The organism is Nocardia speluncae NBRC 108251, assembly GCF_001613245.1.
Classification (GTDB): Bacteria; Actinomycetota; Actinomycetes; order Mycobacteriales; family Mycobacteriaceae; genus Nocardia; species Nocardia speluncae.
In genome coordinates this window covers 816,097-840,061 of record NZ_BDBZ01000002.1, presented here as the reverse complement: position 1 = coordinate 840,061, position 23,965 = coordinate 816,097, and the positions used below count along the sequence as shown (strand labels likewise).

The 23,965-nt window shown below is 68.1% G+C and carries 25 protein-coding genes; 11 read left to right on the top strand and 14 right to left on the bottom strand.

Annotation, left to right across the window (positions count from 1 at the left end; genetic code table 11):
* Window positions 1-48 precede the first annotated feature (48 nt).
* From NS6_RS06695 to NS6_RS06685, 3 genes are all read right to left on the bottom strand, one after another.
* A complete protein-coding gene (locus NS6_RS06695; RefSeq protein WP_068037719.1) occupies window positions 49-1,017 on the bottom strand; it encodes a sigma-70 family RNA polymerase sigma factor in 969 nt (322 codons plus the stop codon).
* A gap of 177 nt (window positions 1,018-1,194) precedes the next feature.
* The gene (locus NS6_RS06690; RefSeq protein ID WP_068037716.1) at window positions 1,195-2,712 is read right to left on the bottom strand and encodes a DUF7782 domain-containing protein; all 1,518 of its coding nucleotides are present in this window, start codon (window positions 2,710-2,712) and stop codon (window positions 1,195-1,197) included.
* A 55-nt stretch (window positions 2,713-2,767) separates the two neighbouring features.
* Window positions 2,768-3,208 carry a DUF3099 domain-containing protein gene (locus NS6_RS06685; protein WP_084470668.1) on the bottom strand — a complete coding sequence of 147 codons (441 nt, stop codon included), beginning with the start codon at window positions 3,206-3,208 and terminating at the stop codon, window positions 2,768-2,770.
* 95 nt (window positions 3,209-3,303) lie between these two features.
* On the opposite strand from NS6_RS06685, the gene NS6_RS06680 reads away from it, so the two are divergent.
* Complete coding sequence (locus tag NS6_RS06680; RefSeq protein WP_033242248.1) at window positions 3,304-3,540, top strand: DUF3039 domain-containing protein; 237 nt, start codon at window positions 3,304-3,306, stop codon at window positions 3,538-3,540.
* A 7-nt stretch (window positions 3,541-3,547) separates the two neighbouring features.
* Here the strand turns inward: NS6_RS06680 and NS6_RS06675 are convergent, their stop codons facing one another.
* The gene (locus NS6_RS06675; protein ID WP_084470666.1) at window positions 3,548-4,627 is read right to left on the bottom strand and encodes a YihY/virulence factor BrkB family protein; all 1,080 of its coding nucleotides are present in this window, start codon (window positions 4,625-4,627) and stop codon (window positions 3,548-3,550) included.
* Between the two features lie 168 nt (window positions 4,628-4,795).
* Here NS6_RS06675 and NS6_RS06670 point away from each other — a divergent pair, with 168 nt between their 5' ends.
* A complete protein-coding gene (locus NS6_RS06670) occupies window positions 4,796-6,538 on the top strand; it encodes a DEAD/DEAH box helicase (protein ID WP_084470774.1) in 1,743 nt (580 codons plus the stop codon).
* Between the two features lie 209 nt (window positions 6,539-6,747).
* Here NS6_RS06670 and NS6_RS06665 read toward each other — a convergent pair whose 3' ends face one another.
* Window positions 6,748-7,209, bottom strand: a complete 462-nt coding sequence (locus NS6_RS06665; protein WP_068038204.1) for a DUF6194 family protein — start codon at window positions 7,207-7,209, stop codon at window positions 6,748-6,750.
* A gap of 63 nt (window positions 7,210-7,272) precedes the next feature.
* Here NS6_RS06665 and NS6_RS06660 point away from each other — a divergent pair, with 63 nt between their 5' ends.
* The gene (locus NS6_RS06660) at window positions 7,273-7,995 is read left to right on the top strand and encodes a MerR family transcriptional regulator (protein ID WP_068037699.1); all 723 of its coding nucleotides are present in this window, start codon (window positions 7,273-7,275) and stop codon (window positions 7,993-7,995) included.
* A 229-nt stretch (window positions 7,996-8,224) separates the two neighbouring features.
* Here NS6_RS06660 and NS6_RS06655 read toward each other — a convergent pair whose 3' ends face one another.
* On the bottom strand, window positions 8,225-8,776 hold the full coding sequence (locus NS6_RS06655; protein WP_068037697.1) for a hypothetical protein: 552 nt from the start codon (window positions 8,774-8,776) through the stop codon (window positions 8,225-8,227).
* Complete coding sequence (locus NS6_RS06650; protein WP_068037695.1) at window positions 8,776-10,527, bottom strand: DEAD/DEAH box helicase; 1,752 nt, start codon at window positions 10,525-10,527, stop codon at window positions 8,776-8,778. The genes NS6_RS06655 and NS6_RS06650 overlap by 1 nt, the downstream gene beginning before the upstream one ends.
* A gap of 154 nt (window positions 10,528-10,681) precedes the next feature.
* Between NS6_RS06650 and NS6_RS06645 the strand changes: the two genes are divergently transcribed.
* Complete coding sequence (locus tag NS6_RS06645; protein ID WP_084470664.1) at window positions 10,682-11,467, top strand: TetR/AcrR family transcriptional regulator; 786 nt, start codon at window positions 10,682-10,684, stop codon at window positions 11,465-11,467.
* 87 nt (window positions 11,468-11,554) lie between these two features.
* On the opposite strand, the gene NS6_RS33680 is transcribed toward NS6_RS06645, so the two are convergent.
* Entirely contained in the window at window positions 11,555-11,749 is a 195-nt protein-coding gene (locus tag NS6_RS33680; RefSeq protein WP_030521621.1) for a DUF7455 domain-containing protein, read from the bottom strand.
* A gap of 270 nt (window positions 11,750-12,019) precedes the next feature.
* On the opposite strand from NS6_RS33680, the gene NS6_RS06635 reads away from it, so the two are divergent.
* The gene (locus NS6_RS06635; RefSeq protein ID WP_068037691.1) at window positions 12,020-12,379 is read left to right on the top strand and encodes a DUF952 domain-containing protein; all 360 of its coding nucleotides are present in this window, start codon (window positions 12,020-12,022) and stop codon (window positions 12,377-12,379) included.
* Window positions 12,380-12,400: 21 nt separating this feature from the next.
* On the opposite strand, the gene NS6_RS06630 is transcribed toward NS6_RS06635, so the two are convergent.
* Both NS6_RS06630 and NS6_RS06625 read right to left on the bottom strand, forming a co-directional pair.
* Window positions 12,401-13,072, bottom strand: a complete 672-nt coding sequence (locus NS6_RS06630; protein ID WP_068037688.1) for a response regulator — start codon at window positions 13,070-13,072, stop codon at window positions 12,401-12,403.
* Window positions 13,069-14,289, bottom strand: coding sequence for a sensor histidine kinase (locus NS6_RS06625; protein WP_068037686.1), 1,221 nt, complete (start codon window positions 14,287-14,289; stop codon window positions 13,069-13,071). The genes NS6_RS06630 and NS6_RS06625 overlap by 4 nt, the downstream gene beginning before the upstream one ends.
* Window positions 14,290-14,720: 431 nt before the next feature.
* On the opposite strand from NS6_RS06625, the gene NS6_RS06615 reads away from it, so the two are divergent.
* Complete coding sequence (locus tag NS6_RS06615) at window positions 14,721-16,133, top strand: ethanolamine ammonia-lyase subunit EutB (RefSeq protein WP_068037676.1); 1,413 nt, start codon at window positions 14,721-14,723, stop codon at window positions 16,131-16,133.
* 94 nt (window positions 16,134-16,227) lie between these two features.
* Window positions 16,228-17,070 carry an ethanolamine ammonia-lyase subunit EutC gene (gene eutC, locus NS6_RS06610; protein WP_068037673.1) on the top strand — a complete coding sequence of 281 codons (843 nt, stop codon included), beginning with the start codon at window positions 16,228-16,230 and terminating at the stop codon, window positions 17,068-17,070.
* 68 nt (window positions 17,071-17,138) lie between these two features.
* Here eutC and NS6_RS06605 read toward each other — a convergent pair whose 3' ends face one another.
* Window positions 17,139-18,509, bottom strand: coding sequence for an RNA polymerase sigma factor (locus tag NS6_RS06605; RefSeq protein WP_068037670.1), 1,371 nt, complete (start codon window positions 18,507-18,509; stop codon window positions 17,139-17,141).
* A 168-nt stretch (window positions 18,510-18,677) separates the two neighbouring features.
* Window positions 18,678-19,436, bottom strand: a complete 759-nt coding sequence (gene ppgK / locus NS6_RS06600; protein WP_068037665.1) for a polyphosphate--glucose phosphotransferase — start codon at window positions 19,434-19,436, stop codon at window positions 18,678-18,680.
* Between the two features lie 210 nt (window positions 19,437-19,646).
* Here ppgK and NS6_RS06595 point away from each other — a divergent pair, with 210 nt between their 5' ends.
* Window positions 19,647-20,558: an inositol monophosphatase family protein gene (locus NS6_RS06595; RefSeq protein ID WP_068037662.1), complete on the top strand. Its 912-nt coding sequence runs from the start codon at window positions 19,647-19,649 to the stop codon at window positions 20,556-20,558.
* Window positions 20,559-20,564: 6 nt separating this feature from the next.
* On the opposite strand, the gene cei is transcribed toward NS6_RS06595, so the two are convergent.
* A complete protein-coding gene (cei, locus tag NS6_RS06590) occupies window positions 20,565-21,245 on the bottom strand; it encodes an envelope integrity protein Cei (protein ID WP_068038198.1) in 681 nt (226 codons plus the stop codon).
* Window positions 21,246-21,638: 393 nt separating this feature from the next.
* Here cei and NS6_RS06585 point away from each other — a divergent pair, with 393 nt between their 5' ends.
* On the top strand, window positions 21,639-21,941 hold the full coding sequence (locus tag NS6_RS06585; RefSeq protein WP_068037659.1) for a DUF4193 domain-containing protein: 303 nt from the start codon (window positions 21,639-21,641) through the stop codon (window positions 21,939-21,941).
* 13 nt (window positions 21,942-21,954) lie between these two features.
* Here NS6_RS06585 and NS6_RS06580 read toward each other — a convergent pair whose 3' ends face one another.
* Entirely contained in the window at window positions 21,955-22,398 is a 444-nt protein-coding gene (locus NS6_RS06580) for a DUF3093 domain-containing protein (protein ID WP_157112640.1), read from the bottom strand.
* A 124-nt stretch (window positions 22,399-22,522) separates the two neighbouring features.
* On the opposite strand from NS6_RS06580, the gene dut reads away from it, so the two are divergent.
* Together dut and NS6_RS06570 are read left to right on the top strand one after the other, a co-directional pair.
* Window positions 22,523-23,017, top strand: coding sequence for a dUTP diphosphatase (gene dut, locus NS6_RS06575; RefSeq protein WP_084470662.1), 495 nt, complete (start codon window positions 22,523-22,525; stop codon window positions 23,015-23,017).
* 1 nt (window position 23,018) lies between these two features.
* Complete coding sequence (locus NS6_RS06570; protein ID WP_068037651.1) at window positions 23,019-23,963, top strand: DUF3710 domain-containing protein; 945 nt, start codon at window positions 23,019-23,021, stop codon at window positions 23,961-23,963.
* The last annotated feature ends 2 nt before the right edge of the window (window positions 23,964-23,965 follow it).

Below are 23,965 nucleotides of genomic sequence, written 5' to 3'. Positions count from 1 at the left end.
ACCGGCCGTTGGGGGCCGGTCATCGTGGATTATCGGTATTCTGCGGGCTCAGCTGGCGTAGGCGCGCAACCGGTCGGCCCGTTCGCCCTTGCGGAGTTTCGACATGACCTCGCGCTCGATCTGGCGGACCCGTTCACGGGACAGGCCGAACAGTTTTCCGATCTGATCGAGGGTGCGCGGCTGCCCGTCGTCCAAGCCGAACCGCAACCGGATGACCTGCTGTTCACGTTCGTCGAGGGTGTTCAGCACACTGCGGACATCGCGGTGCAGCAGGCCGGCGATCACAGCGCTTTCGGCCGATGTTGCCTCCGAATCCTCGATGAAATCGCCCAGCGGAGCTTCCTCGTCGTTGCCGACCGGCATATCCAGGCTCACCGGGTCGCGACTGTGGTCGAGTAGATCGGCGATCTTCTCGACCGCAATACCCGATTCGGCGGCCAGTTCCGCGTCGGTGGCTTCCCGGCCGAGCTGCTGATGCAGTTCGCGCTTGATCCGGGCGAGCTTGTTGACCTGCTCCACGAGATGAACCGGGAGCCGGATCGTGCGACTCTGGTCGGCCATACCGCGGGTGATCGCCTGGCGGATCCACCAGGTGGCGTAGGTGGAGAACTTGAAACCCTTGGCGTAGTCGAACTTCTCCATCGCGCGGATCAGGCCGAGGTTGCCCTCCTGGATCAGGTCCAGTAACGGCATTCCGCGGCCGGTGTACCGCTTCGCCAGTGAGACGACCAGCCTCAGGTTGGCTTCGAGCAGGTGCGACCGTGCCGCCCGGCCCTCCCGGACGACGATCGCCAGATCACGCTTGCGGGTCGCCGACAAACGCTTGCCGGTCTCCAGCAGGTGCTGGGCATAGAGACCCGCCTCGATGCGCTTGGCCAGTTCCACTTCGTCGGCGGCCGTGAGCAGCGCGGTCCGTCCGATCCCATTCAGGTACACGCGTACCAGGTCGGCGGCGGGGCTCTGGGCGTCGAGGTCCATATCACTGGGGCGCACACGAGTGGTGGCGGGGCTTGTCATGACTTGCCTCCTGTCGGTGGTGTCTCACTCCGAACAACGGACCCGACATAGGGAAAGTTCCCTCGCGGGGCACGGTTAAACCGCTCTGAACTGCGGTTTTCGGCATCGCGTTCTGAGAAGTTCCTGAGAACGGAAGGGTCCGGGACACCGGGAACGGCCACCGCCCCGAGCGGGCGTTCAGACCGGGTGTACCAGTCCGTGCCGCACCAAGCCCGTCACCACTCCCAGCGCCGCCGCGGCGAATTCCGGGTCCACCTCGTCGGATCCTTGGGACAGTGCCAGCAGTTCGATCAGTTCGTGCAACGGCAGACCATCGGATCGCATTCCCGCCAGCAGGGAGACGGTGGTCTCGTCGACCTCGTGTTGCCAGCGCGGTCCGTCGCCGCGGTGCAGGCGGGCCACCCGCTGGTCCCAGCCGTCGTCGCCGGGCAGGTAGACCCGTTCCAGTGCGGTCGCCGCATCGACCCGGTAGCGGGAGTTCCAGGCGACGGCCGGGTCTGCTGCCACCGCACGCAACCAGGCCGACCGTTCGAAATGGGCGAGCGCCTCCGCGCCGAGCGGGTCCTCGAAACCGTGGGTCAGATCTTCGGCCATGACCTCGGTCGGCCCGTCGAACGCACGCAGGTAGACGAACCCGAACCCGATTCCGGTGACGCCGGCCCCGTCGAGGGCGGTGAGCCATTCCTCGGCCCGTTCCTGTGCCGCTGGGCTCCGCGGATCCAGGCCGGCGTCGCGTAACCAGGTGCCGACGTAGAGCGCGGGGTCGGCGATATCGCGCTGGACGACCCATGCGTCGATTCCGTATGTGGGCAGCCACCCCGAAACGCGCTGCCGCCAGTCCTCGTTCCCGGTATGTACCCAGGCCGCGAGTACGGCCGCCGTCCCGCCGGGCGCGAGCAGGCCCGGGACGCGGGAGATCACCAGTTCGCTCGCCCCGTCGAGGGCCAGCCCGGAGTCTCGGTAGGTGTGCTCGATCCGGGCCGGGCCGACGACGAACGGTGGATTGGCGACCACCTGATCGAACCGTCGTCCGGCCACCGGCTCGAACCACGATCCGGGGAGTAGTTCGAGGTCGAGCTTGTTCAGGGCGGCGGTGGCTTCGGCCAGCCACAGGGCGCGCGGGTTGATATCGGTGGCGGTCACCGAACGGGCGTAACCGGCGGCGTGCACTGCCTGGACACCGCAGCCGGTACCGAGATCCAGCGCCGATCCGACGACAGCGGTCGGGGTCGCCCGCAGCAGCGATAGCGAGGCATGGCCGACGCCGAGTACGTGGTCCGCGGTCATTGTCCGGCGGTGCATCGAATCGTCGAGATCGGACAGAACCCAGCGATTACCCGCGCCGGTATCGAGCGGGCGCAGGTCGAGGGCGGCGCGCACCCGGTCGCCCTCGGTGTACAGGAGTCCGGCCTCGACGGCATCGCCCACCGTGACCGGCGCGAGTGCCGCGGCAACTTCCTTTTCCGGGACCGCGTCGCCGAGCAGTAGCAGCCGCACCAGCGTGCCCAGGTCGCCCGCGGTACGTGCGACGCGCCGTACGGGGACCGGCTCACCACGCCCGAGTGCGCTGTGTGCCTCGGGCCCCAGGACCTCGAGCAGAGTGTCGGCGTCGTACCCCACACGGGTCAGGGCCGTGCGCAGGTCCGGGCAGAGTGCGGTCAGTGGCGATGCGACGGTCGGTCCGTGGATGGGCACAGCAGTACTCTGCCACTCGCGTGCGGCGCCACCGGTGTCCGGACACCGGTGCGGGCTAACCGTCGATCGCGTCGTGGCGGCGTTCCTCGAGCGCGGTGCGTGGGCGGTCCCAGCGGCTGGGTTCGTTCTTGTCCCGGGGTGGACGATCGTTGGCGATGAGCACCGCCACCCACGGCAGGGGGACGGATGCCGCCATGATCAGGATCGCGACCAGGGGGCTCCCGAAGACGGAGTAGGAGATACCGGCCAGGATCAGTGCGGGAATCCGGAACGCCATGATGATCGTGTAGCGGCGTACCCGGGCGCGATGCTGATCTTCGAAGGAAGGCGCCGCCTCGGTGATCAGTGCCGCGTGTTTCGCGTCGTCACCGGGAAAGTATCCGGACGAACGGGTGGGACGGGCCGGTCGCGGTGCGTCGATGTCTTCACCGAGACCGCTCGCACCGGCGTCGATATGCTCCGGGCCGCGCCCGGAGTCTTCGCCGTGCTGCTGCATACCTTCGAGTCTTGCACTACCGCGGCGTGGGCGTAACCCCGGTGGGTACCCGGTGGTGCGTGAGGACTGTCGCGCGGTACGGCATCATGGAGTGCGTGAGTACCGATACTCTGGTTCGCCCCGATACGACCACCGACGAAACCACCGGTGACGACACCCCGAAGTTCTTCCACTACGTGAAGAAGGACCGGATCGCCGAAAGTGCCGTGATGGGCACGATGGTGGTCGCGCTGTGTGGTGAAGTGTTCCCGGTGACGCGCTCGGCGAAGCCCGGCTCGCCGGTCTGCCCCGAATGCAAGAAGGTTTACGAGCAGCTGCGCAAGGGCGACTGAGCGCGTATCAGCGCATCGTCGACGGCGCCGGTTTGCCACCGGTGCCGTTGTGGCGCGCGTGCCCGCGATGCTGTGGCGGGATCCGGTGCGCACCCGGTTCCGGGGGCTCGTGGTCCTCTCCCGGCGGCGTATCGCGTCGTTTGGCCAGCCATGCCTTGAACTGTTCGATCCGGGTCGCGCGGGCCGGCCAGAACTCCTGTACGGCGGCATTGAACTCGGCGCCGAGGATCACCGCGAAACCGAGGAAGAACGTGAACAGCAGGAAGGCGATCGGGGTGGCCAGCGCGCCGTAGGTGACCCCGGTGCGGGTGACCAGCGTGAGATAGCGGCGCAGCACTTCGCTGGCTGCCATGAAGAACACCCCGGCGAGCAGCGCACCCCAGAACAATCGGTGGTACGGCAGTGAGCTGTGCAGGGCAAATTTATAGAGCGTGGCCAGGCCGACGATGAGCAGTAGCCCCACCGCGGGGTAGTAGAAGGAATCGATCAGCCGCAGCCCGGGTTCGCGCCAGGTGTCGGGCAGGATCCGGCCGATCAGTACCGGCCCCAGCGCGATCAGCGGGAGGATGAACACCGCCGCGATCAAGAACTGCACGTACAACAGCAGGGCGAAGATGCGCTGCCAGACAGGGTGGCGCGCATCCTGCTGGCCGTGTGCTTCGACGATGGCGTCGACGAAGGTCGCCATGGCCGACGAGCCCGCCCAGAGCGAGAGCACGAAGCCGACCGAGACGAATGCCGCGCGACCCTCGCCGAGGACATCGCGGACGGTCGGCTCGATGAGATCGGTGACAACGCTGGGGTTGAAGAGATCGCGGCTGAAGGTCAGGATTTTCGATTCGACGATCTCGACGGTGTCGGGTCCGAACAGGCCGCTGACGTACCCCAGGCCGCCCAGCAGTCCGAACAACAGCGGTACCAGCGACAACGTCTGCCAGAACGCCGCGGCGGCGGATTTCGCGAAGATCGAATCGTTCCACGACTTCACAGCCACTCGGACGATCAGCCGCCGGGTCTGGAGCAGGGCATGCCGCAGCCACGAGGTATCCCGGCGCGGGCTCCCGTGTTCGTTTCCGTAGCTGTGCATGGTCAGTCCAGCATCTCGTACCCGCGCACCCCGTGGTGTGGCGCATGGCGAACGTGTCGGCGGTCGGCAGGTGAATCATCGGTTCCCCCGCGCAGCACGATAGAGGTGTGTGACACCCGTCGCGCCGGTTTGGCACCATCGCGGCGGTGGCCGCTAGTGTTTGTCTCCGTGACCGATACGAGCGGCGCCACGGCGACGGCAGTTCCGGGCGCATCCCTGCGTGCCTGGCAGCGGCGCGCCTTGACCCGTTATCTGGCCACCAAACCCCGTGATTTCCTGGCCGTCGCCACCCCGGGCGCCGGTAAGACCACGTTCGCGCTGCGGGTAGCGGCCGAACTGCTGGCCGATCGGACGGTGGACCAGATCACTGTCGTCGCGCCGACCGAGCATCTCAAACACCAGTGGGCCGCCTCGGCGGCGCGTTCCGGGATCGCCCTGGACTCGAATTTTTCGAATACGACCGGCGGAACCTCGGGGGACTATCACGGCGTGGTCGTCACCTACGCCCAGGTAGCGGCACATCCGTTCAAGCATCGGGTGCGCACGGAGAACCGCCGCACTCTGGTGATCTTGGACGAGATCCATCACGCCGGCGACGCCAAGAGCTGGGGTGACGCGGTGGCCGAGGCCTTCGGCGACGCCACCCGGCGGCTGGCGCTCACCGGTACTCCGTTCCGCAGCGACGACAGCCAGATCCCGTTCGTCACCTACGAACCCGATGAGGCAGGGCTGCCGCGTTCACGGGCGGATCATTCCTACGGCTACTCGGAGGCGCTGGCCGACGGTGTCGTGCGCCCGGTGGTCTTCCTCGCGTATTCGGGTGAGGCGCATTGGCGCGACAGTGCGGGCGAGGAGTACACGGCCCGGCTCGGCGAACCGTTGAACGCCGAGCAGACCGCCCGGGCGTGGCGTACCGCGCTCGACCCCGCGGGCGACTGGATCTACGCCGTCCTGCGCGCCGCTGATATGCGGCTCGCGCAGTTGCGTGACGGCGGTATGTCCGACGCGGGCGGGCTGGTGATCGCTTCCGATCAGGAACGTGCCCGGTTGTATGCCGAACTCCTGGAACATCTCACGGGTAACAAACCCGTGCTGGTACTGTCCGACGATCCGGCGTCCTCGGCCCGGATCGGTGAGTTCGCGGCCGGTACCCAGCCGTGGATGGTCGCGGTGCGGATGGTGTCCGAAGGCGTGGACGTCCCGCGGCTTGCGGTTGGGGTGTACGCCACCAGCGCCTCGACGCCGTTGTATTTCGCGCAGGCCATCGGCCGTTTCGTGCGTGCCCGCCGGAGCGCCGAAACGGCCAGCGTGTTCCTGCCCTCGGTCCCGGTTCTACTGGACCTGGCCGCCCAGCTCGAGGTGCAGCGCGACCATGTGATCGGGAAGCCGCATCGGGAGAAGAACGGTCTCGACGACGAGTTGCTGGCCGAGGCGAACAAGCAGCGCGACGAACCGGGTGAGGAAGAGAAACGGTTCGTGCCGCTGGCCGCCGACGCCGAACTCGATCAGGTGATCTACGACGGGTCCTCGTTCGGCACGGCAACCTTCTCCGGCAGTGCCGAGGAGGAGGATTATCTGGGGATCCCGGGCCTGCTCGATGCCGAGCAGATGCGCGCACTCCTGCGGGAGCGTCAGGCCCGTCAGGTCGCCGAACGCTCCAAGCCCGCACCGGAACCCGCGGCACCGGCTACCGTCTCCGCCGGCAATGCCGCGGAGCGGGTGGCGACCGCGGACAAGCTGGGTGAACTGCGCCGCGAACTCAACAGCCTGGTCGCGATGCACCACCACCGCACGGGCAAACCACACGGGGTCATCCACGGGGACCTGCGCCGCCAGTGCGGCGGCCCGCCCACGGCCCTCGCCACAACAGATCAGTTGACCGAACGCATTGCCGCCCTGCGCCGTATGTGAGCCGGCGGGCCGGCCACGCAGCGGTAGCCACAACCGGTGGTCGGCGGGACACACGTTGTGGATCCGGCGGCGGCCGCTGACGCCCGGATCGGTCGGCGTCGGTCCGGGCCTGCTGGGTCCCGGCCATTGCCACATCTGCCACGGTCGGCGATCACGACGGCACTTCACGGAGGCGTATTCGACGGCTGCCGGTGGCCCGGTGTGAGTTCCTACCGTCTCTTCTCGGTACGCGAGCGGGCGCGGTCGTACGCGATCCGGAGCAGGTCCCGGATCGTCGGCGTAGTGCGCGTTCCCGGGTCGACGACTGCCAGCCATCCCACGGTGTCGTACACGGGGTGGGCGATTACGGTGTCGCGTGCACTCGGATCGTCCTCGACGGATTTCGCGTCCCGGGGGTTGCGGCCGGTCCACTCGCGGAAGACCTCCGGGCCGACGCTGATATTCAGGCGGAAGCTGCCCGGGCGGTCGAGCTGCGATCGGTCGTCGCCCGGATAGTTCTTGGTCACGATGGTGGCGAACGGCTGAGTCCTGGCCGGGACTTCGCCATCCGGTGCGTAGTAGAAGAATGAGTCGCCCCAGGCGATTTCGGGGGAGCCGTCGCCTGGGCTCGGCCGCAGCGTCAGGACGCCGTCGAGTGTGGTGAGGTGCCCGATGATCTCGTCGATGGTCATGAGTTCAAGCATTACATTGAAGTGCTTGTGGAGACTTCGACTCGAATATCAACAGGTGGTGACGTGCAAACTCGCAACTCAGCAAGTCTGCGCACCGCGGAGGTCGCACGCCGTACCGGGTACTCCGTTCAGCAGGTGCGCAATCTGGAGCGTGACGGTGCGCTGCCCCCGGCGACCCGGACCGCAACCGGGTACCGGGTGTATGGCGATGTCCATGTCCGGTCGGCGTGCGCATATCGCGCGCTGGCTGCCGGTACCGACCCGGCCTCGGCGAAAACGATCCTGCGCGCGGTGCACAACGGGGATCGCCGGCGGGTGTTCGCGATGCTCGACACCGCGCACGCCCGGCTCGACCGCGAACGCCGGGACCTGGATGCCGCGCGTACGGCAGCTCAGGCCATCGCGGACGAACCGAACACCGATATCCGCCCCACCGATGCCATGAGCATTTCCGAACTGGCCCGGGCGCTGGGGGTGCGCCCGTCCACATTGCGGCACTGGGACGCCGCTGGTTTGGTGGTCCCGCGTCGCTCCGGCGTCCGGGAAACCCGCGTGTTCACACCCGACGACGTACGGGCCGCGAGACTGGTGCATCAGCTCCGGCTGGCCGGCTACGGAATCGAATCCTTACGGCAGCTGGTTCCAGAACTCGGCGGGCGGCGGCACTGGAACGATCTCGCGGCGGCGCTGACGGCGCGCGATGCCCGGATCGATGCCCGTTCCGCTGCCCTGCTGGAAGGCGCTGCCGCGCTGAGTGCCCTGCTCGAGCTCCCTGAGCGCAGGTGAGCAAGCCCCGGGTAGGAGACATCGGTCTCGGGCCCGCCGGGCGGTAGCGCCCGCTGCGTTACCGCCCGGCTTCTCTCCACCGGCGGCGACACCGTGAGCATCGCCGACGTCGATGGACCCACCGTCGGCGGCCGATCACCGAACGGCGGCCACGAGCTGGGCGCTGACCCGAGGTGGACTTCGCCGCCGGGCGGCGACCCAGTTGCTTCCCCGTGTGTCGAATACGTTGTCAGACCTCGAAATACATTGCGGGGTCCACGGTGTTGAGCGGTGTCCAGCGGGGGGTCTCGGTGGGTGCCGCGGAATCGTCCGGCCCCGGATCGTGGCCGTAGCCCTGTAGGTCCAGCCCGAACCGGGGGTTCTCGTCCACCAGGCGCGCCAGCACGTAGAAGGTGGCCAGAACGTGCACACATCGGGCGGTGCGGGCGGTACAGGAGCAGTCGATCGCCGCCGGAACCGGAGCTACCGGCAGGCCCGCGGCGGCCGCGGCGGCATACATCTCGTCGGTCGGCAATGTCGGTGCCCTTCCCACGATCGGGGCCAGCGCGGTCACCACGGGCCGGGGGAGCGGCGTGAGTTCGACATGGGTGACCGAGGCCTGACCGCCACGGTGGATATGCGCCCGGACGATCCGGCCCTCGGCCTCGGTGCGAACGCCGTTGTTGCGGGCGATACTGCGGGCGCGGGGCAGCAGCGGGTCCGGGCGGGTCTGGCGCAGTGGTTCGGCCAGGCGCACCCAGTCCATTCCCCAGCGGGTGTAACCGAATTCGTTGTCCACCATCAGTTGCCTCGCTTCCGCCGCAGGATCTCCACCAGCCGGTCGTCGTCCAGCCGGGCCAGTTCGGCGATACCGGTACCGGCGCCGAAATCGGTCAGCGCGGACTTCCGCCGCTGCATATCCGCGATATGTTCCTCCACCGTGGTCGACGAGGTGAGGGTCGTGACGGTGACGGTGCGGGTCTGGCCGATGCGGTGTACCCGGTCGGAGGCCTGGGATTCGACTGCGGGATTCCACCAGCGGTCGAAATGGACCACATCGGCAGCGCGGGTGAGTGTGAGCCCGGTGCCGGCCGCCCGTAGGCTCAGCACCAGAACCGGCGGGCCGTCCGGGGACTGGAATTCGTCGACGATTATGGCGCGTTCGGTCTGCGAAAGCCCGCCGTGGAAGAACGGCGCGGTGATCGCGAATTGCTCGCGCAGATGCCGGACCAGTAGCTCACCGGTACCGCGGTACTGGGTGAAGATCAGTGTCGGCGCGGCGTTGTCGAGATTGTTGGCGACGATATCGGTGCAGAGGTCGAGCTTGCCGGATCGCCCGGCGAGTTCGGTCGTTTCGCCGCTGATCAGCCCGGGGTGATTGCACACCTGCTTCAACGAGGTCAGCGCCGCCAGGATCCGGGTCTGCCGTCCGGCGCCGGTGCCGAAACCCTCGTCCACCGCGCGGTCGAGCAGGCTGTCGTACAGGCGCTCCTGCTCCGGGGTCAGATCGCACAGCAGATCCGAGTGGATCTTGGCGGGCAGTGACGCGGCGACCTGATCCTTGCGGCGCGTCAACAGGATGGGGTCGACCGCGTCCCGCAGCCGTGCGGCAGCGTCGGAGGCACCCTGCTCGATGGGTTTCACGAAACGCCGCCGGAACTGGGTGCGGTGCCCGAAGATCCCCGGTGCGACGAGATGCAGGAGTGCCCACAGTTCGTCGAGGTGGTTTTCGACGGGTGTGCCGGTGAGGGCGACGATCGCGCCGGCGGACAGCGCCCGCGCTGCCTTCGTCACCTGAGTGCGCGGGTTCTTCAGCGCTTGGGCCTCGTCGTAGGCGATCGTCGCCCATTCGATGCCCGTGAGCTCGCTTCCGTGGCGGCGTAGTACGGGATAGCCGGCGACGACGACGGTTCCGGATGCGGTATCCACCGGCCCTCCCCGCCAGGGCATCGGCCGCAGATCCGGTGCGAAGCGGTTGATCTCGTGCATCCAGTTGCCGACCAGGGAGGTCGGGCACACCACCAGTTGAGTCCCTTGCTGGGCGCGGTCGGCGAGGAGCCCGATGGTCTGTAGCGTTTTTCCCAGGCCCATCTCATCGGCCAGGATCGCGCCGCCATGGCGCGCGACGGTGTCGCGCAGCCAGGCGATTCCCCGTACCTGATAGGGGCGAAGGTCGGCGTGAAGCCCGGTTCGCATCCGGCCGGCCGTCTCGGCGGTATCCCGCAGGACCGAGAGAGCGTGCTCGGCATCCACGATGGCGGTGCCCTGGGCGTTGGGTACCGCGTGTGCGGCCACCGGAAGCCGCGCCGCGGTACCGGCCAGATTCGATTGCCAGGCGCGGGTCGAGTTTCCGGGATGGTCGACCGGGAGCGTGGCGAATCGTTCGGGCTCCACCAGGGCGCAGCGGACCGGCGCGACCTGGAGGTCGGCGCTGCCCGCGTGGAGTTGCGCGGTGGTTCCGGTGGGAACGACCAGCGGCAGGGTCGCGTCATCGCCGAGGCCGGGTGGTGGCGGTCCGGTATCGCGACCCGTCCACGTCCACAGTGCGAACATGTGCCGGTCGGGCAGGTAGGTGGTTTCGACGGTCGGCAGAGGGCACCCCTAATATCATCGTATTGCGTACGGAGTAATATTCGGAACGCGCACGATATCGGATTTGTTCCTGGGCGTCCCCTGGACCGGCGCCCGAACCGAGAATGGGAGATCGATGGACGGCTACTCGCGTCGGGCCCCGGCCTCGTCTCGGGAAGGCAGCGCCGGCCGCCCTGCCGATTCGGCGCGGACCCTGCTGGAGCTGTTGTGGCGGCACAGCTTGCCCCCGCGGAAAGGTGGACGCGGCCCACGACAGACCGTGAGCGTCGACGATGTCGTCACCGCCGCGATTCGCCTGGCGGACCGGGAGGGCTACGACAAGGTGTCCATCCGCGCCGTCGCCGCCGAACTCGGCCTACGGCCGATGAGCCTGTACACCTATGTGCCCAGCAAGGATGCGCTTACGGCGCTGATGGTCGATGCGGTGGCCGCTGCCGACGCACCGTTGCCTACCGAACTACCGGCCCGGGAGCGGCTGGCGGCCGTCGCCCGGCAGGTCCGCGACGAATTCCTGGCACATCCATGGCTGTTGGAAGTGCCGTCGTGGCGGATGGTGCTGGGACCGGGCCGGATGCGGCGCTACGAGCAACAGCTGGCGGCCGTGGCCCGTATCGGTCTCGACGACCCCGGGATGGACCGGGTGATCTCGGTCCTCACCCAGTTCGCCACCGGTAACGCCCGCACCGCGCTCGCCGCGGCCGGCAGCACTCGCGAGCAATCCGATGCCGACTGGTGGGAGACCTACGGACCCCTGCTGACCGAGGTCATGCCCGCCGCCGAATACCCACTGTCCACGAGAGTGGGGGCCGCGGTCGGCGAGCTGTACCAGGCGCCCGGCGACCCGGCCGGCGATTTCGAATACGGGCTCGCGCGGCTGATCGACGCGATTTTGCCCACATGAAGACGTGGCGGGCGACCGGAGGGTCGCCCGCCACGGATAAGCGGTGTTCTGTTGTTCGATGCTGTTGTGTCGGACGCGCGGACGGAATCAGAGGGCGGGAGCGGACTCCGTGTCGATCACGGCGTCCAGCTCACGCAGTCGTTCCATATGTTCGTTCGCGTGATGCTGGCAGAAGAGCAATTCGCCACCTGCGGGCAGAACGGCACGCACACGGGCCGCCGCCCCGCAGCGATCGCAGCGATCGACCGCGGTCAGTGGGGTGCTAGTCAGGGTTCCTGGCATGACTCCTCCGTCCTGGCTTCCGGCACAAAGACCGTTCACCTGGTGTGAGGCCCGTGGTCACTCCGCGGGCTCGCTTCCGCTACTTCCCAGCAGTGGTATGACTACTCTGTCAGACGTTCCGGGCATTGGGTTTGTTCCCTGTGGGGAACCACTGTGTTTTCCCTAACACGACCAGCGATTTCCGCCTGTGGCGAACACCGCGGGCCGGGCGTGGAATACCGGTGTCCCGCTGCACTGTACGACTGTTGAGTTGTGTATCGGAGGTTACCCGTGCCCTGTGACACTCACACCCTTGTTCACCTCTGTTCTCCCGGTGAGTGGGCCATTGCGCGGCAATCCGGCGCTCATCGGCCGGCGTCACTGGTCACCGAGGGCTTCGTGCACCTGTCGGCGCCGCACCAGGTGCACCTGCCGGCAAACCGGCTTTTCGCCGGCCGATCCGATATGGTGCTGCTCCGGCTCGACCCCACGCGACTGGACGCCCCGGTGCGCTGGGAGCCGGGCGTTCCCGGCGACGATCCCGCGCTGCGGTTCCCGCACCTGTACGGTCCGCTTCCGGTGTCGGCGGTGATCGGCGTGGAACAGTATCGGCCAGGACCGGACGGAATGTACCCGCCACTGACCGGCTGACCGGGCCGATCGGCACCGGCGTTACCGCCGGGCGCCCGAATCGTCCTCCGGTTCCGCGGCCAGTTCCCGGGCGAGGATCGCGGCCTGCACCCGGGACCGGAGTCCCAGTTTGGCCAGTACCCGGGATACATGCGTTTTCACCGTTGTCTCCCCGATGAACAGCCGGGCGGCGATCTGTGCGTTGGACAACCCGGCCCCCAGGCAGTCCAGGACCTCGCGTTCCCGGCCGGTCAGATCGGCCACGCCCGGGGGCGGCTCCGGCCGGGGCGCGGAGTTCGTATTCGCGAAGGCTTGGATCACCGCGCGGGTCACCTCCGGCGCGAGGACACCGTCCCCGGCGGCGACGGCCCGGACCGCCTCGATCAGCGCCGGTCCCGACGCGGATTTCAGGACGAAACCGCCGGCCCCCGCCCGGAGGCTGCCGAAAACGTATTCGTCGAGGTCGAAGGTGGTCAGCACGAGGACCCGGGCCAGATTGTCGCCGGTGATCCGAGCGGTCGCGACGATACCGTCCACCCCGGGCATCCGCACGTCCATCAGCACCACATCGGGTCGCAGGGCGCGGGCCTGGGCGAGCGCGACCGCTCCGTCGGCCGCCTCGCCCACCACGTCGATATCGCCGGCGGTGTCCAGGATCATGCGCAGCCCGGCCCGGATCGCCGCGTGATCGTCGGCGATGAGCACCCGGATCACAGTGGTTCCGCCACGGGTTCCGCGGTTGCGGTGAACGGCAAGTGTGCCTGCACCCACCAGCACCCGGATTGCGGGCCGGACCGGAATGTGCCGCCCAGCGCCGTGGCGCGTTCGCGCATATTCGCCAGACCGCGTGGTTCCACGCCGGTATCGAGCGCGGCCAGTGCTGCTTCCTCGGCAGGGAGCCGATTACGTACCGTCAGGACGAGCGTTGCGGCCTCTGTCTGCACCTCGATATCGACCTCCTGCCCGGGTGCGTGCTTCATTGCGTTGGTAACAGCCTCCTGGACGATCCGGTACGCGGCCTGATCGACCGCGCCTGCCACCGGGTGCCCTACCGTGTCTTGTCGTACCCGCACCCGCATACCCGCCTGACGGGCCACCGCGACCAGCCCCGGCAACTGGGCCAGCCGCCCCGGCGCGGTGGTTTCGGTCGCATCGCCGTCCCGGCGGAGCAGGCCGATCATGGTCCGCATCTCCTGTAGGCCCTCGACACTGTTCGTGCGGATGGCGGTCAGGATGCCGGTGAGTCGCGGATCGGTGCCGGTGCCGTTCATCCCCGCAAGTGCCGCCTCGGATTGCAGAGCGATCGCCGACAGATGCCCGGCGATCACATCGTGCAGATCGCGGGCCATGGCCTTGCGTTCGTCGGCCACCGCCGCCCGGCGGTCCAGTTCCGCCACCTGCGTCAGCGCCCGCCGCCGGGCGCGTTCGGCCGCCGCGGTCTCCATATGTGCACGAACCGTGAGCCCCCACCACAGCGAGGTGCCGACGAAGGCTGCCGCCATGATCAGCGCCAGCACCATGAAACGCCAGTTCTCGGTCATCGCCAGCACCACACCCGCGGCCGTCGCGGACAGCGCCAGCCACGCCACCACCGCCCCCTGCATCTGGCGACGGGTGCCGTAGACCACCGCGGCATAGATCAGATCGGAATAGACGAGCCACACCGGCAGCGTCGGCCCGAGCATCAGATCGAACGCCAGCGGGATCAGCCCCACCACCATGGCGGTGATCGGCGCCCGTCGCCGCACCAGCAGGACCGCGCACACCATCGCCAGAAGGGCGAAACGCGGTGCCAGTGGTGTGGACGGGCCGTCGGCGGAGATGAACAGCATATGGAAGCCGGCCAGATACATCAGTGAGCCGAACGCGAACCAGACGACCGCGACGACGATGTCTTTTCCCGTCGCCGATAACGCCGACCACCGTTGCATTCCTCAATCTCAGCACACGGTTCGCTGCGGGGCGTCCATCGAAATAACGATCCGCCGTCGTACCGAACACACCCGCGCATCGTTGTGCCGGTGACCGAAGCGTGCGGACGGCCGGAGACTCGGCTCCGGTGTGCGTTGCGGCCGGCCGCGCCGAAGCCATCGCACCTCCGCGCCGGACTTGCCCCGATGCCCTGCTGCGACTATGTCCTGTGCGTCGGATCGGCCACCCGGGCCGTACTCGGTGGTGTCGTCCACCGGCCGGGGCCTGTGAGCCGCACCGCGCCGCGGGTCCGGCACGCCCGCCCTGGAACCAGTTCGGCCGATGCGGCAGCGATACTGCCGGTATCGTTCTCGGTCACGGCGTATTTCGGCCGTATGCGCTCGCGGTCCGTCGCGGCGATCGCAGCGGCCCGGAAGGACGGGACCGGCGGATGACTGTCTACACCCAGCTGCTGGACGGTACGAGTTACCGATTCGACGGTCTCGTGGACGTGCTGGCCAAGGCAACCCCGCGCCGTAGCGGTGACGAACTGGCCGGGTGCGCCGCGCTCACGGATGCCGAACGGGTCGCCGCACAGTGGGTGCTGGCCGACCTCCCGTTGACCGAGTTCCTGCAACAGCCCGTGGTGCCGTACGAGACCGACGAGGTGACCCGGCTGATCGTGGATACCCACGACCGGGTCGCGTTCGGGCCGATCGCTTCCTGCACAGTGGGGGAGCTGCGCGACCGTCTGCTGAGTATTGCGGCCGGTGACGGTATCTCGGACCCGGCCGGAACTCTCCGCGATCTGGCGCCCGGCCTCACCCCGGAGATGGTCGCGGCGGTCGCCAAGATCATGCGGAACCAGGATCTCATCGCGGTGGCGCGGGCAGTTCGGGTGCGGTCGGCGTTCCGGACCACCATCGGCATGCCCGGTACGCTAGCCACTCGATTGCAGCCCAACCATCCCACCGACGATCCGCGTGGTATCGCGGCCGCCGTGCTCGACGGGCTGCTGCTCGGCTGCGGCGACGCCGTGATCGGGATCAATCCCGCCACCGATTCCCCGCGGGCCGCGGCCGATCTACTGGCGCTGCTCCACGATATCCGCGCCCGTTTCGACATCCCCACCCAATCCTGCGTCCTGGCCCACGTCACGACCACCATCGAGCTGATCGCCGCGGGCGCACCGGTGGATCTGGTGTTCCAGTCGGTGGCCGGGACGCAGTCCGCGAACGCCGCGTTCGGGGTGGATCTGGCGCTGCTGCGGGAAGCCGAGGACGCCGCGCGCTCCCTGGGGCGCGGCACCGTCGGCGACAACGTCATGTATTTCGAAACCGGACAGGGCTCGGCATTGTCGGCGGGCGCGCATCTGGGTACGGGTGGGAAACCGGTGGATCAGCAGACGCTCGAGGCACGAGCCTACGCGGTGGCACGCGAACTGCGGCCGCTACTGGTGAACACTGTGGTCGGGTTCATCGGGCCGGAGTACCTGTACGACGGAAAACAGATCGTCCGTGCCGGCCTGGAGGACCATTTCTGCGGCAAACTGCTGGGCCTGCCGATGGGGGTGGATGTCTGCTACACCAACCACGCCGAAGCCGACCAGGACGATATGGACACCCTGCTCACCTTGCTGGGTGCCGCCGGATGTGCCTTTGTCATCACAGTGCCCGGTGCCGACGATGTGATGCTCGGCTATCAGAGCCTGAGTTTCCACGACGCGCTCTACGCTCGCCGCGTGCTCGGCCTGGGGCCGGCCCCCGAGTTCGCGGGCTGGCTGGACCGGCTGGGGATGCTCGACGATACCGGTCGGGTGCATGCGATACCGCCGTCCGCTTCACCGTTGCGCGCGATGTTGTAGGCGCCGGTCGGTGTCGCTGCCCGTGCGGGACAGCGTGGGCAGCGAAGGCAGTTCGGGTGGGTGACGGTTTTCGGCGAACGAGGGCGTGGTGACCATGGGGATCGGCAGCGACGGAGAGCGGGCGGACACCGACTCCGGCCCTACGTTCTGGGATGGCTTGCGCACGCTGACCCAGGCCCGGATCGGTCTGGGACGGGCCGGTGACGCGCTGCCCACCCGGCAGGTGCTCGAGTTCGCCACGGCGCATGCCCGAGCCCGCGACGCGGTACATACCGCGCTGGATGTGGCCGTCTGCTCGGCGCGGGTTGCGGCTCTGGGCCTCGGCGAACCGGTCCACGTGCCGAGCCGGGCGCGGGACCGGGCCGAATACTTGCGGCGCCCCGACCTGGGCCGGCTACCGTCCGCGGGCTCGATCTCGCTCCTGCCGGGGGGCGGCCGGAACGGGCCGGCGATCGGCATGGTGCTTGCCGACGGCCTCTCGGCCCGAGCCCTCACCGAACACGGACCGCCGCTGCTCGGGGCGCTCATGGATTTGCTGCGGCCGCGCTATTCGATCGCCGTGCCCGTGGTGGCCACCCAGGCCCGGGTCGCGCTCGGTGACCATATCGGTGCCGCGCTCGGAGTAACGACCGTTCTCGTGCTGATCGGGGAGCGTCCCGGCCTATCGGTCGCGGACAGTCTCGGCATCTATCTCACCCACCGGCCGCGTCCGGGCGTCACCGATGCGGACCGGAATTGCGTTTCCAATATCCATCCGCCGCAAGGCCTGGATTACCGGCGGGCCGCGGAGGTGACGGCGGGACTGATCGCCGGTGCGCACCGGCTCGGCCGCTCGGGTGTCGAACTGAAGGATATGTCCCGGGATCCGGTGTTGCCGGGGCCCACGGCCACTCTCGACGACGGTGGGCGACCACCCTCGGCACGCCACAGCTCCTGAGCATCGCGAGAACCGGTGGGTTCCGGCGTGTTCAGGAGCTGTGGCGCGGAGCAGGTGCCCGGTAGGTCTCAGTCGAGGTAATCGCGCAAGACCTGGGAGCGGCTCGGATGGCGTAGCTTGCTCATGGTTTTGGATTCGATCTGCCGGATGCGTTCACGGGTGACCCCGTACACCTGGCCGATCTCGTCGAGGGTCCGCGGCTGGCCGTCGGTGAGACCGAACCGCAGCCGCACCACACCCGCCTCGCGTTCGGACAGGGTCTCCAGCACCGACTGCAGCTGATCCTGCAGCAAGGTGAAGCTCACCGCGTCCACTGCGACCACAGCCTCGGAATCCTCGATGAAATCACCGAGCTGGCTATCGCCCTCGTCGCCTATGGTCTGATCCAGCGAAATGGGTTCCCGAGCGTACTGCTGGATCTCCAGCACCTTCTCCGGGGTGATGTCCATTTCCTTGGCCAGTTCCTCCGGGGTGGGTTCGCGACCCAGATCCTGGAGGAGCTCACGCTGGATACGGCCCAGCTTGTTGATGACCTCGACCATATGCACCGGGATACGGATGGTGCGGGCTTGGTCGGCCATGGCGCGGGTGATGGCCTGCCGGATCCACCAGGTGGCGTATGTGGAGAACTTGTAGCCCTTGGTGTAGTCGAACTTCTCCACCGCGCGGATGAGGCCCAGGTTGCCCTCCTGGATCAGATCCAGGAATGCCATGCCGCGGCCGGTGTAGCGCTTCGCGAGTGATACCACCAGGCGCAGGTTCGCCTCGAGCAGGTGGTTCTTGGCGCGGTTGCCGTCGCGGACGATCCAGTTGTAGTCGCGGCGGATCGCGACCGGCGGCTTTTCCCCTGCCTCGGTGAACTCGCGCATCTTCTCGGCCGCATAGAGGCCGGCCTCGATCCGCTTGGCGAGTTCCACCTCCTCCTCGGCATTGAGTAGTGCGACCTTACCGATCTGCTTGAGGTAGGCGCGTACCGAATCCGCGGAGGCGGTGAGTTCGGCATCCTTACGGGCCTGGCGTAGCGCTTCGGATTCTTCCTCGTCCCAGACGAAATCACCGGAGGCCTTATCGGCCGCGGTGGGTTCGGGGGTCTCGGCTTCGGGTTCCTCCTCGGCTACCTCGGCCACCAATTCGTCGCTCTCCTCGGTGAGATCGTCCTCGGAGACCTCGAGATCCCCGAGGTCGGCCACATCCAGCGAATCGTCTTCCGGCTGCTCCTCACCCTGGCCGGGCGCGCCTGCGCTACCGGCCTTCTTCGCAGGGGCCTTCTTGGCCGCGCCTTTCTTGGCGCCCGCTTTTTTCGCGGGGGCCTTCTTGGCTGCGGCTTTCTTGGCCGGGGCCTTTTTGGCGACGGCCTTGCGCGCCGGGCGTGCCGCGGGAACTTCCGTGGCCTCGGCGTCGGCCGGTTCGGCTGTCTGACGGGTATTCGTGGCTACCACGTACGCCCTTTCGTGACGGTCTCGTGCGGCGTCACGCCAGAGTAGTATTCCGGCGGAGCGGTCTGTCGGGTTTACCGGCTAAAACGCCGGTCGGGTGTCCGGCTCACCGCCGGGGTCCTTCCATTGTAACGATCGACCAGTGTGCCCTTGCCTGTGCGGCGGACATCTTCAGGGGGTGATTCCGGCATCGACAGCCATGGCCGCGCCTACGATACCCGCTGTGTTGCGCAGACCTGCGGGGACCACCCGGGTGCGGTTGGTGAGCAGTGGAATCCACTGGCCGGCGTCGCGGCTGATCCCACCACCGGCGACGAAAACCGTCGGCCAGAACAAATCCTCCAACCCGCGCAGCACCGTACTGACCCGGGTCGCCCATTCGGCGTAACTCAGATCGTCTCGTTCCTTCACCGAGGCCGCGGCCCGGTGCTCGGTTTCCATACCGCCGATCTCGAGATGGCCCAGTTCGGTGTTCGGGACCAGGGTCCCGTTGTTCAGCATCGCCGACCCGATTCCGGTGCCGAAGGTCAGTAGCAAGACCAGGCCGTCGATATCGCGGGCGGCACCGAAACGGTCCTCCGCCAGCCCCGCCGCATCGGCATCGTTGAGGACCGTTACCTCGCGGCCGTCGAGAGCAGCGGAGAACAGGGCCCGGGCATCGGTACCGATCCAGGATTTGTCGACATTGGCGGCGGTGTGGGCGACGCCGTCGAGGACCACGCACGGCAGCGTGAGCCCCACCGGACCGTCCCAACCCGCCTGGGCGACCAATTGCGCTACGGCCGTGGCGACCGCATCCGGTGTGGACGGTTGCGGGGTGGCGATCTTGATGCGTTCGTGCCGGAGTTCCCCGGTCTCGAGGTCGATCGCGGCGCCCTTGACGCCACTGCCGCCGATATCGATCCCGAACGCGTGCCGTCGAGCGGACATGCGGGTTTCCCTCGTTCCCTGTGCTGGCTGCTGTCGTCTGGCGCCGCACCGCGTACCGGTGTCGAACCGGGGCATGCGCGACTACCCGAACGGCGCTTTTCCGCCACTCGGCCCACGCTCGCCGCCCCGGGGCCGACTCGGGCCGGTGTGCTGTGCACGACAAGAGTAATGTGCGCGCCCGAATGCCCGGACCGCAGGATCTGTGCTGCGATGGTGGGCGTGCCGGAATCGATTTGGTCCCTGACCGCTACCACCGAACCCGCTCCCGCCGACGCCGCGCTGTTGCGCCGGATCGCGACCCATCTCGCAGGCATCGCCGCCGCCCATGTCCGGGTCCGACGGCCCGAGGTATTCGGGCCCGCCGGTGTCGCGGATACCGCCGTTCGCACCAAGAGCACCCCGACGGACCCGGTGACCGTCGTCGATACCGAAACAGAACAGCTGATCCGCGACGAGCTGGCTCGGCTGCGTCCCGGCGATCCCATCCTCGGTGAGGAAGGCGGCGGCGATCTGTCCGCAGCCGGCGACGACGAAGTGGTCTGGGTGGTCGACCCGATCGACGGCACGGTGAACTTCCTGTACGGGATCCCCGCGTACGCAGTCTCGGTGGCCGCTGTACGCGCCGGCCGCCCGGTGGCCGGCGCGGTGGCCGATATCGCCGCCTCGACGGTGTATGCGGCCGGAGCGGGCCTCGGAGCCGACCGGATCGGCCCGGGCGGGAACGCGACCGCGCTGCGCTGTAACCCGGTGCGCTCGGCGCGGCTGGCGCTGGTCGCTACGGGCTTCGGCTACGGCGTCCCGCGGCGGACCCGGCAAGCCGCCTACGTCGCCGAACTGCTGCCCCATGTGCGCGATATCCGCCGCATCGGGGCGGCCGCGCTGGATCTCTGCATGGTCGCCGAAGGCCGAGTCGACGCCCATTACGAGCACGGGCTCAACCCCTGGGATTGGGCTGCCGGTGGGCTGATCGCCGCCGAGGCCGGAGCGGTGCTGCGCTTGCCTCCGTTGGCGACTGCGGGTTCCGCGGGTGCATTGGTGGTGGCCGCCGCGCCCGGGATCAGCGAGGAACTTTTCGCGTTGCTGGACCGGCTACGGGTGTCGGCGCCTATTCCGGAAGCCTGAGCGCGCTCAGCAGCGCGCGGTACGGGCCGCCTCGAGCATCTCCGGGTCGATTTCCGGGCTCTCGCCACTCACCGGGTTCTTCAGTGACCGGAGTACCTCTTCGGCGTCGTTGTTGGGTTGCAGATCACCGCCGAACACTGCACCCAGGACCAGATCGACGCTGTTGTCGTCCCGCTTGTCCTCGATGAGTTCGGCACACGGAACCGCCAGTTGGACGGCGGCCGCGACCGGGCGACCGCTCTCGCCGAACCGGATCTGCCCGGTGCATTCGAGATCACCGTTGGCGTATATCGGATCGTTACCATACGGGTCGCCGGATACGGTGCCGAATCCGAGATCGCCGAGTTGTGCCGCCACATGCGCGGCCTGCCCGCGCTGGCCGTTCGCGTTGAGGACGCGCACCTTCGTATCCGCCATCGGAGCGGGTTCCGTATCCGCCAGCGAATCCGCGCTCAGCCGCTGCCCGGGCAGCGGCTGCGGGGCTGCCTTGGGGTCGGTCGCGGGGCTGGGGGAATTGCAGGCCATCGGCGTGTAGTCGTCGTCCTTGGTGGTCAGCGCGCTGGTCCACAGGGCTGCGCAGATCAGCGTGAGCACAACGACCAGAATGAGCCAGGGGCGCATCCGCCGGCGCGAGTAGGGACGGCCTTTGGTATCCGTCGAGCTGCCTTCGGTGATCAGTGAAACCACGTCGATACTGTACGTACCCGAGTCCGGGGTCCGTGCATTACCCGGTCGCCGGCGGGCGTGCCGGGGCGGCGCCTCGTACGGCGCCGTCACCCCGCGTATCGATTGCCCGGCGGTTTCGACACGGCTGGGTTTCGATTGCGACAAATTCCGCAGGGTCCGCTATTGTCTGCCCGCCCAGACCGAAACATCGGTGAGTAAATCGGCGATCGGTCACGGGAACAAGCAGGGCAACTCACGCGTTGTCCGGACGCTATCGGCGGTGTGTCCAAAGATTCACGCTGATAGGAGACCGGTACGCATGTGAAGTGCACCACCGGCGGGGCGGCTGCCGCGGTCGAAACCGACGGCGTACGCCGATCCGGATATACGGAGTAAGGACGAGGGGAAGACGACATGGCAACCGACTATGACGCACCGAGGCGCACCGAGACCGACGATGTTTCGGAGGATTCGCTCGAGGAGCTGAAGGCGCGTCGCAACGAAGCCCAGTCCGCCGTCGTGGATGTCGACGAATCCGATACCGCGGAGTCGTTCGAGCTCCCCGGCGCGGACCTGTCCGAGGAAGTGCTGACAGTTCGGGTGGTTCCGAAACAGGCCGACGAGTTCACCTGTTCGAGCTGTTTCCTGGTGCATCACCGCAGCCGCCTGGCCACTGAGGCCGGCGGCCGGATGATCTGTATGGATTGCGCAGCCTGACGGCGGCGCGAGGTCATTCCGCGCTCGGGACTCCGAGCGCGGCCAGTACCTCTTCGGGCCGACGCGTACTGACCAGCCAGTACGGCGTCGGGTCATCCGGATCGTCGAGCACCAGGAGCACCATGGTGCCGATCCACGGGCGATGCTGAACGTAGGCGGCCGGGTCGAGCTGGCGGCCCAGGGCTGCTGTCTTGGCGCTGCGGGGCACCACCGTCGCACGGGAGACGTAAGAGACCGGCAGATGCGCTCGGTCGACGCGGAGTTCCGGTGTGCCGTTGCTGTCGGCAGCGACCTCGACCCGATGCCGGCCGAACCAGAGCAGGACCCAGACCGGGATCGGGAGCAGCAGCACATACGGCAGCCAGGCCCGCAGGCCGGGCGCTCCCATATGGACCTCCGCGGCGAGCAGGGCGGCGAGTGCGAAACCCACCGGCCACCACCACAGCGGTACCCACAGGCGCTCGCGATGGACTGGTGGCGCCGGCGGTGCATGGTGGCCGGATTCGGTGAGTCGAGGCTGGTCGGACACGACTCAACACTAAGCGACAAGCCGGGTGCCCCTGCGCGTAGGCTGGTCGGACGTGAACGCACTCTCACCGATACCACTGCTCCGGCTGGATCCGGGGATCCCTATGCCCAGCCGCGCCCATGACGGCGATGCGGGCGTGGACCTGTGCACCGCCGAGGATGTCGTCCTGGAGCCGGGAGAGCGGGTGCTGGTCGGCACCGGTATCGCGATCGCGCTGCCGGTGGGCACGGTCGGTCTCATCCATCCCCGGTCCGGTTTGGCCGCCAAGACCGGTCTGTCCGTGGTGAACACGCCGGGAACGATCGACGCCGGATACCGCGGTGAGATCAAGGTGTGCCTGATCAACCACGATCCACGGACCCCCATCGAATTGCGTCGCGGCGACCGGATCGCGCAGTTGCTGGTGCAACGCGTGGAACTGGTCGATTTCGTGGCGGTGGATCGGCTCGACGATTCTGCGCGGGGCGCGCACGGGTACGGGTCCAGCGGGGGACACACGAGTTTGATGCCGAACGGTGCCGACGGCGCCCACGGCAAGGAGGCCTGACATGTTCGGACGACGGAAATCCGGCGGACGCAGATCCGAGGACGAACGGTACGACACCGGCGAATACCGCACCGGCGAGTACCAGGGCGACTACGACTACGACGACGACGGCGGATATCACCGCGCCGCCGACGAGCAGTACCCCGGTGACCACGACGACAGTTACGACGACGGGTACGGTGGCGCCGCCTACAGCGACGCCTACGACGCGGCGATCGACGATCCCGATACCGAGCCGCACCGGCGGGGTCCCTACGACTACGACGATGTCGCCGAGGTGCTGGCGGAATTCACCGATACCCGGCTCGATCTGGGCTCGGTGATCCTGCCGGTCCCGCCGGGCGGGCAGCTGCAGGTCGAGATGACGCCGCAGGGCACCCCGCAGGCGGTGCATCTGGCCACCGAACACGGGCGGATCACGGTGGCGGCCTATGCCGCACCGAAATCCAAGGGGCAGTGGCGCACAGTGGCGGCCGATCTCGCGGAATCGCTGCGCAAGGACGGCGCCCGGGTCTCGGTGGAGAAGGGGCCGTGGGGTCGCGAACTGGTCGCCGTCACCGAGGGGGCCGATCTGCGGTTCATCGGTGTGGACGGTTATCGGTGGATGATCCGTCTGGTGGCGGCCGGTCCGTCGGGGTCCACCGCGGTCGGCAGCCCGCTGGTCGTCGCGGCGCGGTCGGTGCTCAGCGAAACGATCATCCGGCGCGGCACCGATGCGCTCCCGGTGCGGGAACCGCTACCGGTGGTGCTCCCGCAACAGCTCGCCGAGCAGCTCACTGCGGCCCATCAGCAGCAGCAACAACAGCAGCAGGCTCAACAGGCCGCTGCCGCGCAGCAGAACGTCCCGCGGCCGGCGCAGACCGGTTCGGTGCTACCTCCACAGCAGCCACAGCAGCCGCGGCGCGGGGCCGAGGGTTCGGCGATGCAGCAGCTCGGCCGCGGCTGACC